This is a genomic window from Pseudoalteromonas tetraodonis, assembly GCF_002310835.1.
Taxonomy (GTDB): domain Bacteria; phylum Pseudomonadota; class Gammaproteobacteria; order Enterobacterales; family Alteromonadaceae; genus Pseudoalteromonas; species Pseudoalteromonas tetraodonis.
On the sequence record NZ_CP011041.1, the window covers coordinates 1,025,421 to 1,040,050 of the forward strand.

Consider the following 14,630-nt stretch of genomic DNA (forward strand, 5'->3'; position numbering starts at 1 on the left):
TTTACTCATTGTTTTTAAGCTCATATGGCAACCACTTTAGAAGTTTTTTAAATAATATGTCTTGCGCAATGGGCTTAGAAATATAGTCGTTCATTCCAACCTGTAAGCACTTAGCTTTATCGCCCACCATAGCGTTTGCTGTCATAGCAATAATAGTAATTGGGGGATTTTTACTTCCAGCTTCATTTACTCTTATATGGGTTGTGGCTTGGTAACCATCCATCACTGGCATTTGGCAATCCATTAAAATGAGTGAGTACGGGTTATGGGAAGTTGTTTGTTTTAAATATTCGAGCGCGTGCTGGCCATTTTCTGCAATATCAATGCTATTAATTCCTATTTTTTTAAGCGTGGTAGAGGCGACGATTTGATTAATGTTGTTATCTTCAACCAGTAAAATACGAATGTTTTTGTCCCACACAATATCATCGCTCGACAAAGGCTGAGTGTCAGATAAATCCTCAGTAATGAGGCTGCTATTACTATGCTGTTTATCGCTAAAGCAGGTCGATAGCATCTTAAAAAGATTTTGTGTGATTATGGGCTTTGTAACAATGGCTGAAAACCGAGACGCTTGATATAAATCGCGCTGTTTATTTAGCTCACCCGTGGTCATTAAAACAACATGCGCAGCCATAAGATCTACTTCTTTATCAAGGGTTTTACTTAAGGTTAAAGCATCGCCGTCACTTAGCTGCATATCAATCATAATTAAATCAAAACAAAGGTTTTGTTTTTCGATATATTGCTGACATATTTGCACAGCCTGCTTTGCGGATGGGCTGATTACGGCTGTTGCTCCCCATTTAGTAAACTGCTTGTGTAAGATAGAAGATTGAGTTTGATTGCTGCACACAATTAAAATATTTAACGATGACATATCTACAGGGGGTAATACTTTTTGTGGGTTTTTACTGCGTTTTAGAACAACATTAAAGCTAAAGTTACTGCCCTTATTTTCTTTAGATTGTACCTGTATATCACCTTCCATTAGGTGGCATAACTTTTTAACAATCGCTAAGCCCAAGCCCGTGCCTCCATATTTTCGTGTTGTTGAAGAGTCAACTTGAGAGAATGATTTAAATAGCTTGGCTTGTTGGGCTGCAGAAATACCAATCCCAGAGTCTATTACTTGGCAGTTAAAACGCATTTGATTATTGTTAATCGGTGTGAGTTTAGCAATAACTTGCACTTCACCTTTATGAGTAAATTTAAGCGCATTATTTACTAAGTTTGTTAAAATTTGTTTGAGGCGTCCGGCGTCACCAATGACAAAAGCGTATTCAAGGTGCTTATATCTAGCATTAACGGAATATTTTTACTGTGGGCATGAATTGCTATTGTTTCGATAAAATCGTCGAGCATGTTACAAAGGTTAAACTCTAACTCCTCAAGCTCAAGCTTACCGGCATCCACTTTTGAAAAGTCTAAAATATCGTTAATAATATTTAATAAGGAGTTTGCACTATTGAGTGCAATGCTTACCTGATGGTGTTGTTTTTCATTTAATGAGCTATCTAAAATCAAATTAAGCATGCCTAATACGCCATTCATAGGCGTGCGAATTTCATGACTCATTGCTGCTAAAAACTCGCTTTTGGCAATGTTAGCCTGTTCAGCCGCCGCTTTTGCTTCAATTAATAATTGATTCGCTGCTTTTTGCTCAGTGATATCTTGCTGAATTCCCACGTAAGCTGTGAGTTGTTGCTGCTCGTTAAAAACAGGCGAGATTTGTAGGCTATTCCAAAATTCCGTGCCATCTTTTTTATAATTTAGTATTTCTATACGTTGAGTTTTTAATGTTTTTATTGCATTAGTAATAATATCTATTGCGTTCTTATCGGTGTTTGGCCCTTGAAGTAAGCTGCAATTTATTCCTAGCATTTCCTCTTTACTATAGCCTGTTATTTTTTCAAATTCAGAGTTTAAAAAGACTAAAGGAAAGCCTTGCACACTCGCATCGGCTATAGAAATACCCACATTACACGATTCGATTGCCTGCGCTAATAAATCATTTTGCTCTTTTGCTTGTTTTAATGCTTTTTGAGAACGTTTTTGCTCAGTAATGTCAGTTACAGAGCCTGCCATTCTAATTGCTTTATTATGCTCATTGCGCAGTGCCATCCCTTTTACTGTAAAATAACGATAAGCGCCTGATTTAGTCTTTAATCTATAATCGTAATTAAAGGGAATGTTGCTAATTAAGTGATTTGCTATTTGCTTTTTATGCTTGGTTATATCATCAGGGTGAAGTAACTTATAAAGTGCATCAGCACAGTGAGGCAAAGCGTTTTTATCGTTTTCGTCGTAGCCAAGCAATACGCTAATACGGGGAGAAAAATATACTTCATTTGTAACAATATCCCAATCCCAAATACCATCATTACTGCCCTTAACCGCCAGTTCGTAACGCGCTTCACTTTGCTTTATAGCTTCTCTTGAGGATTCTAAAAGCTTAAACGGGTTTAGTAGTAAGTGCCGACCAAATACAAACAGGAATAACGACGATAAAGCCATACTTACAATAATTGATATAGCAATATCGATTATGAAGCGAGTAGTTTTAGCAGCAATTAAATTGGCAGTAATGTAGTAGTTTAATGTTATATCTGTATTGCCAATGAGGTTTTGGTTAATACTGACATACTCGTCACCTTGATTTAAATTAGAATAATAAACCCATGGGCCTGCTAAAGTCAGTCCATGGCTTTCACGGTCAAAGTCGGTCGGTAGTAACTGGGTCATTGGCGTATTAAATTGCACCATAAGCACGCCCTCAGTAAAGTTATTATATTTTATAGGCACCGCAATGGTGAATAGGTCGGTATTGGTTGGCTTATTTAATATCACCGCCTTTTCTGTTTGCTCTTCAAGTAAGCTATTTATCCATGGTTGCTCAATTATACTCAGCTCGTTAAGCGAAGGGTCGTTACTAAAAACCACCTCTTTTAATACGTTTATAATCGTTATTTTTTCGGTGCTACCCATTATTTTATATTGAAAAAGGTAATCTTGGAGTAGCGCTTTTGAGGTGTCTGACCCCATTATGGCGTTAGATAAAATAGGTTGACGAGCAAGGTCATTAAGAATTTGTGTTCTTGTTTCTAAAAATAGTGTGAGGTAGCTGGTGGTGAGTTTAGATTCAATCTCAAGACTTTTACTTTGCAAATCATAGATAGCTGTATTTGCGCGATGACCAACAAACAGTAAAGAAATAGTCACTGATAATATTAAGCTCAATGCTAAAAAAGTATAAAAAGCATTATTTGTTGAGAGCTTAAATTTTTTATTTATTAATGCTCGCATTACTCAATATTGCCTATTGGGTTTTCGATAATGTGTATTTTTCCATCTGGCTGATAATTTGCCATGCATAAATCGTCAAAACCAAGTGCTTCGTGGGCATCAATATTATTAGCTGACCACACAGCAAAAGGACGTTGGTATTGTTTTATTAAGCCATTAACTGGCATGGTTAAGTTCTCAAGCGCATTTTTAATTTTTGCTCTGTTGTGCTCTGTATTATCGGTTAAAGTTATTTGTGATATGCCCTGTAACAATAGTTTTGTTAAGTCGTAGGCATGAATAAATCCAGCCGGAGAAATTAACTCAGTGGGTGCTACAGGGGTAGGCTTGAGGGATAAGCTTTGTGCTATAACATTTTTAGTTAAAGCGGTTTGCGGCGTTTTTAAAAATGAAAAACAGCTTTGTATAAAATGTAAGCTCAAGTTTGATTTTATGGCTTGCTCAACGTTGGCAAAAATACCCCCACCCGTTATTCCCCAATGACTAACAATAGGAAGGCGTTCATTTTTGGCAAAACTTGCCATCGCATTTATAAATACAGCCCCCTCAATGGCATTTCCAACAAATAAAATACACTCTGCAGGTGTATTTTTTATTTGATGTAGCATTAATTTGGCGTTATTTATTTTTGTGTTCCAGTTAAACCATTTTACTTGTGGTTTTATATCACCAAAGGCCTTAAGCATGGTGTTGTTGTTTGATTTTCCCCATGGCGTGTCTTCTAAAAGTAAGAGCGGATTTTTGCAATTTAGAGTTTGCGTTGCAAATTGGGCCATTCTATAACCGGCTTTTGTATCATCTACCGAGAGCCTAAATACCCAGTTATCATCGCTAGGGTATCGGGTAATAGACCCTCCGGCAGCCCAAGGCAGTAGTAGTAATAGTTTGTTTTTATTGATGAACTCTCTATTTTTTATATAGGGCGGGGAGTGCAATCCACCAATAAAAACCAGTGCATTGGGGTCTTTTAGAAACTGCTGCATGTGCAATAAGCTGCGATTCGCATTACCTCGGTTGTCTTTTTCAATCAGTGTGAGCTGATAATCTTGCACGTTATTATTAATCTCTGCTAAAGCAGTCAGCACCCCCATCTTCATTGCATAGGCCGATTCGTAATGGTTTGAATAGTCTGAGTCATGGTAGAGCGTTAATGTTTTCAGATCTTCGCTGCGTGCACTTAAAGGAAATGCTGCAATATAAAGTACACTTAAGAGGAGTACACAAACCAAAGATCGCATAATAAACTTTATGTTAGTAATTTTTATTAAAGTTAGTCCATTTTGGCGTGTTTTCCTGTTTTAAAAGGAAATTATTTAATTTTTTATAAAATATGAAACTGAAATATGATTCAGTTTTTTTTTATTAATGGACATAAAAAAGCCAGCTAAGCAGCTGGCTTATTGAACTGTTTTGACTTTTATTTAAAGTCTTGGGCCGTGTGGCGCTCTGCCATTTGCTCTTCTTCCGGGCCCCACGTACGATTAACGCGACGACCTCGTTTTACGCCTGGGCGTGCAGCCACTTGTTTAGCCCAACGAACCACATGGGTATAAGATGCAACATCTAAAAACTCTGCCGCGTCGTATAGGTCACCTAAAACCAGTGAGCCATACCACGGCCAAATAGCAATGTCGGCAATTGAATATTCACTGCCTGCCATGTATTCATTGTCACTTAAATGGCGGTTTAGTACATCAAGCTGGCGCTTAGTTTCCATGGTAAAGCGGTCAATCGGGTATTGCATTTTACTCGGTGCATAACTGTAAAAGTGGCCAAACCCACCGCCTAAGTAAGGTGCTGAGCCCATTTGCCAAAATAGCCAGTTACGACACTCTGTTTTGGCTTTGAGATCGTTAGGAATAAAGGCATCAAACTTTTCGCCTAGGTATTGTAAAATAGCACCTGACTCAAATATGCGTGTTGGCGGTGTGGTTGAATGATCCATCAGCGCGGGTATTTTTGAGTTCGGGTTGATATCAACAAAGTCAGAGCCAAACTGATCGCCTTCACCAATATTAATTAAATACGCATCGTATTCAGCATCGGTTAAACCAAGTTCTAAAAGCTCTTCAAACATAATACTAACTTTTTGGCCATTGGGTGTTGCCAGCGAATAAAGCTGAAATGGATGTTCGCCAATCGGTAGTGTTTTGTCATGAGTAGCGCCTGCAATGGGGCGATTTATATTAGCAAATTTGCCACCACTTTCACTGTCCCATGTCCATACTTTAGGCGGGGTGTATTCGTTGTTTTCACTCATAAATAACCTCTATTTTTATTAAACGCGTGTTTTAGTTGTTGCCTGCTGATCTTTTAATTTATCTGCTTTTGCTAGTTTATAGCCTAAAAACAATCCACTTAATGCACCAAAAAAATGGCTCTCAAACGAGATATGAAAACGCTGCGGTAATACGCCCCAGATAAAGCCACTGTATAAAAATGCTACGATAACAGCAGTAAAAATCGATTTAAATGAACGTCTTACAATGCCATAGCATAAAATAAAGCCCCACAAACCATAGATGACACCGCTTAGACCCACATGAATATTACTGCGGGCAAACATCCAAACTAATAGGCCACCTACTAAAGCGGTGAATATAAATACACTATAAAAGCGCTGTACGCTGTACTGGCAAATTAACCAGCTTAATACAGCAAATGGCAACATATTACTGGCAAAATGCCACCAGCTACCGTGTAAAAAGGGAGCACAAAGAATACCAACCAGCCCTTGAATACTTCTGGGATAAATACCTAAACCGTTTAAATTAATGCCAGGTAGGCTATTAATAAGCTGCAATACAAAACAAATAATAATAATGCTAAAAATAGCAAAACGGGTACTGGTAATAAGTGAAAGCGTGTTTGGTTTAGTGGCCATAGTGTGATCCTAATTTACCGAAAGTGTTGCCAGTATAGGAATTGTATAAGGTAATGAAAAGCAATTAAAAAAGCACAGCATAAAATGCTGTGCTGATTTGAGTTGTTGGCTGCTATTAACCTAGTTTAGTTAATAGCTTTTTAGCTGCAAGTTCTGAGCTTGCTGGGTTTTGACCGGTGATCAATAAACCATCTTCTAGAGCAAGTACGCCCCAGTCATCGGTTTTTTGGTAATCGCCACCTTTTTTGATAAGTTCGTCTTCAACTAAAAATGGAACAATGTCAGTAAGTTGTACAGCAGCTTCTTCGCTGTTAGTAAAGCCCGTTACTTTTTTACCGGCGACTAATGCATTGCCATCAGCGTCTTTAACATTTAAAAATACCGCACTTGCATGACACACGCCAGCGACTGGTTTTTGCTCTTTAATAAAGCTTTCAATGAGCGATACAGAATCGGTGTTATCGACTAAATCCCATAAAGGGCCGTGACCACCAGGGTAAAATACGGCGTCGTAATCAGAAGAGTTTACTTCGCTTAAAACCTTGGTATTTGCCATCAGTGTTTGTGCACCACTGTCTGCATCGTAACGTTTGGTTGCCTCAGTTTGAAAATCATCAAGTGTACTAGTTGGGTCAATCGGTGGCTGACCGCCGTTTGGAGAAGCCAATGTTACTTTAATACCTGCATCAACAAATGCGTAATAAGGGGCTGCAAATTCTTCTACCCAAAAACCAGTTTTTTCGCCTGTGTTACCAAGCTCTGCATGTGATGTAAGAACCATTAGTATTTTTTTAGCCATGTAAGGTATTCCTTATGATGATTTAAATTAATTAATCTTGCTTGGTAAATACTATATGCACTAAGAGAGCTTTAAACAACGATGATAAATTTAACTTAATTGATTCAATAATTGATACAATAAGAGGGTTGAAGTTAAAACCGCATTGGAGCACCTATGAAAGTCTCGTTTGAACAGTTAAAAAGCATGGTGGTATTTGCACAAATTGTAGAGCAGGGCAGCTTAACTGCAGCGGCAAAACAATTAGGGCTGACCCGTGCCGTAGCGAGTTATCACTTAAAAAAATTAGAAACACAGCTCGAAGTGACGCTACTTAACCGTTCTACCCGCACTATGGCGTTAACCGAAGCCGGAATGGCCTATTATGAGCGTTGCCGTGTTATTACAGAGCAAGCTAATGCCGCTAATCAGCAAATAGAAAATATAAAAAGCGAACCCCAAGGGCTATTAAAAATAAGCTGCCCCGTAAATGTGGGGATGCAGTTGATTGTACCGGCAATAAATACCTTTAAGCGCCAGTACCCTAAAATTGATATAGATTTACAGCTCACGGATGACGTTGTGGATATTATTAAGCACGGGTTTGATTTTGCGATTAGAGGGGTTGCACTGCGCGATTCGAACTTACAAGCCACTAAGCTCACTACTATGAGCACGTGTATTTGTGGTGCGCCCGATTATTTTGCGCATTTTGGCAAACCCACTACACCCGATGAGTTGGTAAAGCATCAGTGGGTGGTTTATCAATTAGGTAGTAAAACGCTGACCTTACAAAAAGAAGGCAAAAAGGTCGATATTACAATGCAAGGTAGTTTAAGCACCAATAACGCTGCTGCACGCACTGCGTTTGTAGAGGCGGGGCATGGTCTTGGCCGTATTCCACTTTACGATGCATGGCCAAAAGTACAAGCGGGTTTGCTGCAAATTATACTTGATGATTATAAAAGCAAAGACATTGAGCTTTATGGGGTGTTCCCGCCTGGGGCGGCGGGCTCTAAAAAACTGCGTTTGTTTATTGATTATTTAAAAGCGTATTTTGTAAAGCAACATACCGCATTAGGTATGCTTAAATAATAGCGCTTAAAGCACTCGGTTAAACAAAGCAACGGCTTGTTGATACATGGTGATAGCAAGTGCTGCGTCGTACCGCTCGCCTTCATCACGCATAAAGGCATGTTGCGCGTTCACTTCTTGCCATTGGTAATTAATACCCGTACTAACCGCTTGTTGATAAATTTTGTCGCGACCTTGTTGTGGCACATGAGGGTCTTGTTTTCCCCAAATAAAGTGGATTTCACCTTGTATATCGGCCATACGTTCAAATGAATTATTCCCTTTATGTGCGGGAAGAGTATCGCTATGAATATCAGTGGCATATAAGCAAAAAGCGGCTTTTATTGCGGGGTTTAATGCGGCCCTATAAGCTAAATGCCCACCAATACAAACACCCATTGCACCCACAGAGCCAGTACAATAATCGTGTGTTTGCACAAAGTCGATTAACGCTTGGGTATCGCTGTCGTGAGATTCAAGCGGTTTTGCCCATTTATCTTTATTGCCTTTATCTTTACCCGCATCGTCATAAGCAAGCACTGTCCCGATAGGGTTAAGCTCATGAAAAACTTCTGGCACAAGTACCACAAAACCATGGCTTGCTAAAATAGCGGCGCTGCGAGCAATAGGCGCGGTTTGCTGAAAAATCTCAGAGTAAAAAATAATGGCTGGGAATTGCCCGTGAGCGTGTGGGCGATAAACTGTAGTGCGCATTAACCCCGTTGGGGTAGGCAAGTCAGCATGGTGGTGTTGGATGATCATAAAAGCGCTCAATTAAATAATATATAAAATATATGGTAACTGAGCGCGATAAAATAAACACGCCTTAAAGTCTAAATACTTGCAGGCATGTTATTACAGCTAGCATAGTAACTTACGGTTGCTGGCCAATCGGAAAAGATACCCATTACACCTACGTCTTGCGCTAACACATCAACCACAGTGAACATATCGCCATCGTTATCTATAACATCACTAATTGACTGATAATAATAACCGCCACCTTGATTTAGAGGGCCTGAGCGCTCAAGACTCCACGCAATAATATTAAGCCCCGCGGCTTTAGCATCAATAGCATACTGTGAGGGGACAATATTACTGTTGTTATCTATGCTTAATAGCATCCATATGGGTGGCGCAATAATTTTAACGCCGTCGTTTACGAGCTCTGCCATAGATGGCTGCCATGTTGCAGCGTTGTTTGGATCAAACCCTGCATTGCTGTCGCGCCCATCTAAATAGACACTCTGCGCTGCAAATTCAGGATTAGTATTAATCCAATATTTTACGTCAGCTAAATTAAATGATTGCGGATACACTCGCGAAGCGGGTACTTCCATTTGCGTGTATTCATTCAGCATTTTTTGTGCGTATTGCGTTTGGGTCATACCGTTAAAGGGCATACTCACTTGAGGGGATTTAAGCTCTGGGGTCATTTTTACTCCCAGCTCTTTAAAGAGTGCAATACTTTGTTTGTGGGTCATGAGTGTGCCAGAGGTGGCGTATAAGTCAGTGCGCCAACTGGGTGTACCTTTCATGTAATCGCTAACATTGGTGGCACTGGTGTTTGCGCCATCCATCTTGCCCTCAAGAGTTAAAAATTCTGCCAAACTAATATCACTGGTACAACATTTAGCTGAAGCAGGCGTGCCACTGTTAGAGTTTGCAGGGGTAAATGGCTCACTACATTTAGCAGCCAATGTTGGAATGGCTAAAATATTGGTGGTGGTGTGCAAGTCGCACTGAGAATGACGACATACTAGCTCTTTATCATTGGTAAAGGTGACATCGCATTCGACAACACCTGCTCCCATGCGAGCGGCTGCAATATAAGATTCTTTAGTGTGTTCTGGGTATTGCATTGGAGCACCGCGGTGACCAATTGAAAAATCAGTACGATAAAAAGGACCTTCTTTGCACGATTCTAATTTTGTTTTTAGTGCGCTGTCAGCCATATCGTCAATTAAGTAGTCGGGGCGAGTACCTAGTTGCGTATTGGTGCCTTGAGCTACTTCAACAATAACCGGGGTAGGTACTTCAACAATTTCAACGTTAGTGTTGGTAACAACCACTTCTTTTTCGACTATTTTTACATCGTCATCACAGCCAGTAAGTGAGCTTAATAATAAAAAAGTTGTCAGAAAAGGTATGCGCTTCATTATTTGTCCTTAAAAATAAAAGTGGACGCTACCTTACTAATTATTAATGACAATTTCACTACAGAGTGATTAATTTGCTGATTTAGTTATTATTTGGTTTACCACTAAGGCAACTAGCATCACTCCCCCGCCAATGCTTAATCTAAGTAGGTCAGCGTCTCGATTCCAAATAAGCACATTAACAATTATACCGGCAGGAATAAGTAAGTTGTTCATCACCGCCAGCGCACCAACATTGACAAGCGTCGCGCCTTTATTCCACATAAAGTAGCCTAAACCAGAGGCCACAATACCTAAATAAATAAGTATGCCCCATTGAGTTGAGGTACTTGGTAATTTGTTAAGATCACCAAATAAGGCGTAACAGGCGCTTGCAACAATTAGTGCGCCAATAAAAAACCAACCAAATACGGTTTTATCATCGAGTTGTTTATTAAGCATTAATCGTTTGTAGGTTACTTGGCCGATGGCAAAACTAATATTAGCGCCTTGAACCAGTAATAATCCGACTAAAAAGTTACTGTCTAAGTTTTCATAACGAATGGTAATAGCACCTAGTACGGCAATAAACGCAACGATAAAAAACTGCGGATTAAACTGTTTATTTAGCGCATCGTTTAAAAGCGTAATGTAAAGCGGGGTCATTACAGTAAATAACAGCACCTCAGGCACACTTAAAAACAAAAATGAGTGGTAATAAAAGCCATACATAACCCCCAGTTGCAGTGCGCCTATCAGCATGAGTTTACATGCAAGCGGGGTGGGGGTTTTCTTTAAAAAAGGCAAAAATACTAACGCTGCTAAAGCCACACGAATTAACACACTAAACCATGCGTCAACTTGGCCTGCTAAATACACACCAATTAAACTAAACGAAAACGCCCAAAGAAGGGTAACTGCAAATAAATAGCCCATAACACTCATCTTGTCTTAAATAATGGTGTCAGTTTATCTGTTATGTATTGTTCTATAAACAATAAAAGCCCGCAAGCGGGCTTTTATATCAGTTGATTAAAAATATTAATTAATCAACTAAACCACGGCGCTTAAGCAGGGCGTCAGTGGTTGGTTTTTGGCCTCTAAACTCAATGTAGCTTTGCATTAAGTCACGGCTATTACCTTTTGATAGGATCTCTTTACGGAACTTATCGCCATTTTCGCGCGTTAAGCCACCGTTGTTTTCCATGTGAGCAAACGCATCGGCTGCAAATACTTCAGTCCACAGGTAAGCGTAGTAACCCGCTGAGTAACCACCTGCAAACGTATGGCTAAAGTAGTTTGATTTATAACGCGGTGGAACAGGGTAGTAATCAATACCATGTGCCTTTAATGCGTCACTTTCAAACTGCTGTACGTCAGTTACTTTCTTATCAGAACCAAATGAGTGCCATTCCATATCCAGTAGTGCTGCTGCTAAATATTCAGTGGTACCAAAACCTTGGTTGAACTTTTGCGACTCAAGTACTTTATCAAGTAGTGCTTGAGGAATTGGCTCTCCAGTTTTGTAATGTTTAGCGTAGTTAGCAAGTACCGTTGGTTCAATCATCCAATCTTCGTGTGCTTGTGATGGAAATTCAACAAAGTCACGTGCTGTTGCAGTACCTGCCAGGCTTGGGTATTTAACGTCAGAGAATAAACCGTGTGCCGCATGACCAAACTCGTGGAACATAGTTGATACTTCATCAAACGTCATGAGTGTTGGCTCGCCTTCAGCCGGCTTTGGAATGTTTTGTGCGTTGTAAATGACAGGTTTAGTGCCTTTTAAGCCGCTTTGGCTTACGTATGCACTCATCCATGCACCGCCACGCTTACCTTCACGTGCATATGGGTCCATGTAAAATAAACCAATGGCGCTGCCATCGGCGTTAAATACTTCAAATGCCATTACATCGTCGTGGTAAACCGGCAGGTCTTTACGCTCTTTAAAGGTAATACCGTAAAGTTTTTCCATAGCGAAGAACAGGCCGTTATGGATAACCGACTGCATTTCAAAATAAGGCTTAACTAAGGCTGGATCTAGGTCGTATTTTTCAGCGCGTACTTTTTCTGCGTAGAAAGACCAATCCCATGGTTTAAGTTCAAAGTTTTCACCCGAATCATTAATTACTTTTTGAATTGCTTGTGCTTCTGCTTTCGCTTTTTCAACGGCTTTTGGCGCTAAGTCATCTAAAATGCCGTACACGTTATCAGTAGTTTGCGCCATGCGTGAAGTCATTACATAAGAAGCCCAATCTTTAAAGCCTAACAGTTCTGCTTTTTGTGCGCGCAGGTTAGTTTCTTTAATAATGATAGGGCCATTTGTTTTAGCAGCACGATTGGTTGATGCTTTAAAAATTTGCTCACGTAGTTCGCGATTTTCAAGGCTTGCTAAAATAGGTTGTTGCGTGGTGTTCACTAAGGTGATCATGTAGCCATCTTTGCCTGCTTTTTCAGCAGCGGCTGCAAGACCGGCAATTTCACCTTCAGATAAACCCGCTAATTTGCTTTTATCTGTTACTAAAATGACATCTTCTTTAAACGATTTTAATACGTTTTGAGAAAACTCAGTTGATAGTTTTGCAAGCTCTGCGTTGATTTCACGCATTTTTGCTTTTTCAGCATCGTTTAATTTTGCACCGGCTTTTACAAACTGTTTGTAGTAAAAATCGACTAGGCGTTGATCTTCAGCGCTTAACTTATCTTTATTGTCGTATACCGTTTGTACACGTTTAAACAATGCACCATTTAAATAAATGTCATCAGAGTGAGCCGAGAAAACTGGCGCCATTTTTTTATCAATACGTTGGTATTCATCGTTTGAGATAAGGCCAGATAAGTTATAAAACGCAGCTGATGCGCGGTTTAGTAGCTCGCCTGCCAGTTCCATTTCAACTAAAGTGTTTTCAAAAGTGGCTGGCGCTGGGTTGTTGGCAATTGCCAATATTTCTGCATTGTGCTGTGCAATCCCTGCATCAAATGCGGCTTCGTATTCAGTCGTACCAAACTTATCAAACTCAGGTGCCATGTATTGAAGTGGACTTGGTTTGAACAACACATTGCTTGCGTTAATGTCTTGAACTTGTGCTGTGCTTTGTTGTTTTGTTTCTTGGGTGCTTTCAGAAGAACAGGCAGATAATAAAAGTGCACTAGCAATCGTAGTGGCAATCAGTGTTTTACGCATAATAACTCCATAAAAAATAGTAGCCGAAATAGGCTTTTCGAGTCGAAAACCCAGTTAACTTACCAAATTTTGACTTATATACAACAAAGTTTATCGATTTAAAGCGGGATTTAAACGCAAATTAGGTGATAAAAACTCGGTATGTAAATAAAAAAGTAGAAAAATACAGCAATTATGCAATTAGCTTTAAATTTGTTGCTGCGTATTTAAGCTAACCGCATGCTAAACTTGGGGTATTATTAGCGCATAAAAATAATCGTTTGTGTGCGACCTTACACATGGAAAATCAATGAACTTAGAACAAATTAATCACATTCTCGCCTTCGTATTGTTTAGCTACAACGACATTCACATTACCGTGGCAAAAGTAATTCAAGTGCCGCTAATTTTGTTTACTATGTGGGTTGTGGTGACTCAGATTGGCAAGTTAATTAAAAAGTCATTACTTGCACGAAAAATGAGCCCAGATGCAGTACATTTATTCACGCGTTTTTATTTTATTTTAAGTATTGCGATTTTACTTTTTACCTCCCTTGAGGTGCTCAACATTCCACTAACCGCATTTGCCTTTGTATCGGGTGCTATTGCCATTGGTGTAGGGTTCGGTGCACAAAATATTATTAATAACTTTATTAGTGGCTGGATATTAATGTGGGAGCGGCCAATCCGTATTGGTGACTTTTTAGAGGTTGGCACTGCAAAAGGGGTGGTTGAAACCATTAATACTCGCTCTACTCGTATTCGCAGGAACGACGGTGTTCATATGCTAATACCCAATAGCCAGTTATTAGAAAACACTGTAACCAACTGGACGCTTATTGACGGTAATGCGCGCTCATCTGTGAGCGTAGGCGTAGCTTATGGCTCTGATGTATTACTGGTTAAAAAGTTAATTCAGCAAGTATTAGATGAACATGAGGCAATATTGGCAACGCCTCAATCAACCGTATTGTTTGATGACTTTGCCGACAGCTCGCTGGTCTTTAATGCTATTTTTTGGGTGTGCGCTGAATCTGAAACTCGCTTAAGACAAGTGCGCAGTGATATTCGCTTTAGTATTTATGAAGTGTTTGAACAACACGATGTGGTGATTGCATTCCCGCAGCGAGATATTCATATTGATGGTGAAATTGCACTGACGCGTTCTTTAGTGAAAAAGTAGTATCTAGAAAGTACCGCTTTATTTAGCTATATTTTTTAATAATTCATTGTAAGGACATATGTCCGCTTTTTGGCTGTTTAGTTGCTAAAAGTACACTAAAAGTCGGG

12 protein-coding genes are annotated in these 14,630 nt (G+C 39.6%); 2 read left to right on the forward strand and 10 right to left on the reverse strand.

What is annotated here, in order from left to right:
- Position 1: 1 nt before the first annotated feature.
- From PTET_RS19165 to PTET_RS04850, 6 genes are all read right to left on the reverse strand, one after another.
- Positions 2–1,270 (reverse strand): response regulator, encoded by a 1,269-nt coding sequence (locus PTET_RS19165; RefSeq protein WP_307725482.1) that lies wholly within the window; start codon positions 1,268–1,270, stop codon positions 2–4.
- Positions 1,237–3,306 carry a PAS domain S-box protein gene (locus PTET_RS19170; RefSeq protein WP_244186374.1) on the reverse strand — a complete coding sequence of 690 codons (2,070 nt, stop codon included), beginning with the start codon at positions 3,304–3,306 and terminating at the stop codon, positions 1,237–1,239. The genes PTET_RS19165 and PTET_RS19170 overlap by 34 nt, the downstream gene beginning before the upstream one ends.
- The gene (locus PTET_RS04835; protein WP_036956826.1) at positions 3,306–4,544 is read right to left on the reverse strand and encodes an ABC transporter substrate-binding protein; all 1,239 of its coding nucleotides are present in this window, start codon (positions 4,542–4,544) and stop codon (positions 3,306–3,308) included. Before PTET_RS04835 ends, PTET_RS19170 begins: the two co-directional genes overlap by 1 nt.
- A gap of 179 nt (positions 4,545–4,723) precedes the next feature.
- Positions 4,724–5,566, reverse strand: a complete 843-nt coding sequence (gene yghU, locus PTET_RS04840) for a glutathione-dependent disulfide-bond oxidoreductase (protein WP_096038295.1) — start codon at positions 5,564–5,566, stop codon at positions 4,724–4,726.
- Between the two features lie 18 nt (positions 5,567–5,584).
- A complete protein-coding gene (locus PTET_RS04845; RefSeq protein ID WP_096038296.1) occupies positions 5,585–6,190 on the reverse strand; it encodes a rhomboid family intramembrane serine protease in 606 nt (201 codons plus the stop codon).
- Between the two features lie 115 nt (positions 6,191–6,305).
- Positions 6,306–6,989, reverse strand: coding sequence for a type 1 glutamine amidotransferase domain-containing protein (locus tag PTET_RS04850; RefSeq protein ID WP_096038297.1), 684 nt, complete (start codon positions 6,987–6,989; stop codon positions 6,306–6,308).
- A gap of 156 nt (positions 6,990–7,145) precedes the next feature.
- On the opposite strand from PTET_RS04850, the gene PTET_RS04855 reads away from it, so the two are divergent.
- Complete coding sequence (locus tag PTET_RS04855; protein ID WP_013464434.1) at positions 7,146–8,063, forward strand: LysR family transcriptional regulator; 918 nt, start codon at positions 7,146–7,148, stop codon at positions 8,061–8,063.
- A 6-nt stretch (positions 8,064–8,069) separates the two neighbouring features.
- Here the strand turns inward: PTET_RS04855 and PTET_RS04860 are convergent, their stop codons facing one another.
- The 4 genes from PTET_RS04860 to PTET_RS04875 all read right to left on the reverse strand — a co-directional run bounded on the left by PTET_RS04860 (position 8,070) and on the right by PTET_RS04875 (position 13,361).
- Positions 8,070–8,804: a dienelactone hydrolase family protein gene (locus PTET_RS04860; protein WP_013464435.1), complete on the reverse strand. Its 735-nt coding sequence runs from the start codon at positions 8,802–8,804 to the stop codon at positions 8,070–8,072.
- Between the two features lie 71 nt (positions 8,805–8,875).
- Entirely contained in the window at positions 8,876–10,201 is a 1,326-nt protein-coding gene (locus PTET_RS04865) for a glycerophosphodiester phosphodiesterase family protein (protein WP_013464436.1), read from the reverse strand.
- Positions 10,202–10,270: 69 nt separating this feature from the next.
- Entirely contained in the window at positions 10,271–11,125 is an 855-nt protein-coding gene (locus PTET_RS04870) for a carboxylate/amino acid/amine transporter (RefSeq protein WP_013464437.1), read from the reverse strand.
- Between the two features lie 100 nt (positions 11,126–11,225).
- Positions 11,226–13,361, reverse strand: a complete 2,136-nt coding sequence (locus tag PTET_RS04875; RefSeq protein WP_016899417.1) for a M3 family metallopeptidase — start codon at positions 13,359–13,361, stop codon at positions 11,226–11,228.
- 289 nt (positions 13,362–13,650) lie between these two features.
- On the opposite strand from PTET_RS04875, the gene PTET_RS04880 reads away from it, so the two are divergent.
- The gene (locus tag PTET_RS04880; protein WP_016899418.1) at positions 13,651–14,523 is read left to right on the forward strand and encodes a mechanosensitive ion channel family protein; all 873 of its coding nucleotides are present in this window, start codon (positions 13,651–13,653) and stop codon (positions 14,521–14,523) included.
- The last annotated feature ends 107 nt before the right edge of the window (positions 14,524–14,630 follow it).

What these genes read in the sequence shown, in the direction of transcription:
- PTET_RS19170 (WP_244186374.1), bottom strand. Translation starts at nt 3,306, where the DNA reads ATGCGAGCATTAATAAATAAAAAATTTAAGCTCTCAACAAATAATGCT.
- PTET_RS04835 (WP_036956826.1), bottom strand. Translation starts at nt 4,544, where the DNA reads ATGCGATCTTTGGTTTGTGTACTCCTCTTAAGTGTACTTTATATTGCA.
- yghU (WP_096038295.1), bottom strand. Translation starts at nt 5,566, where the DNA reads ATGAGTGAAAACAACGAATACACCCCGCCTAAAGTATGGACATGGGAC.
- PTET_RS04845 (WP_096038296.1), bottom strand. Translation starts at nt 6,190, where the DNA reads ATGGCCACTAAACCAAACACGCTTTCACTTATTACCAGTACCCGTTTT.
- PTET_RS04850 (WP_096038297.1), bottom strand. Translation starts at nt 6,989, where the DNA reads ATGGCTAAAAAAATACTAATGGTTCTTACATCACATGCAGAGCTTGGT.
- PTET_RS04855 (WP_013464434.1), top strand. Translation starts at nt 7,146, where the DNA reads ATGAAAGTCTCGTTTGAACAGTTAAAAAGCATGGTGGTATTTGCACAA.
- PTET_RS04860 (WP_013464435.1), bottom strand. Translation starts at nt 8,804, where the DNA reads ATGATCATCCAACACCACCATGCTGACTTGCCTACCCCAACGGGGTTA.
- PTET_RS04865 (WP_013464436.1), bottom strand. Translation starts at nt 10,201, where the DNA reads ATGAAGCGCATACCTTTTCTGACAACTTTTTTATTATTAAGCTCACTT.
- PTET_RS04870 (WP_013464437.1), bottom strand. Translation starts at nt 11,125, where the DNA reads ATGAGTGTTATGGGCTATTTATTTGCAGTTACCCTTCTTTGGGCGTTT.
- PTET_RS04875 (WP_016899417.1), bottom strand. Translation starts at nt 13,361, where the DNA reads ATGCGTAAAACACTGATTGCCACTACGATTGCTAGTGCACTTTTATTA.
- PTET_RS04880 (WP_016899418.1), top strand. Translation starts at nt 13,651, where the DNA reads ATGAACTTAGAACAAATTAATCACATTCTCGCCTTCGTATTGTTTAGC.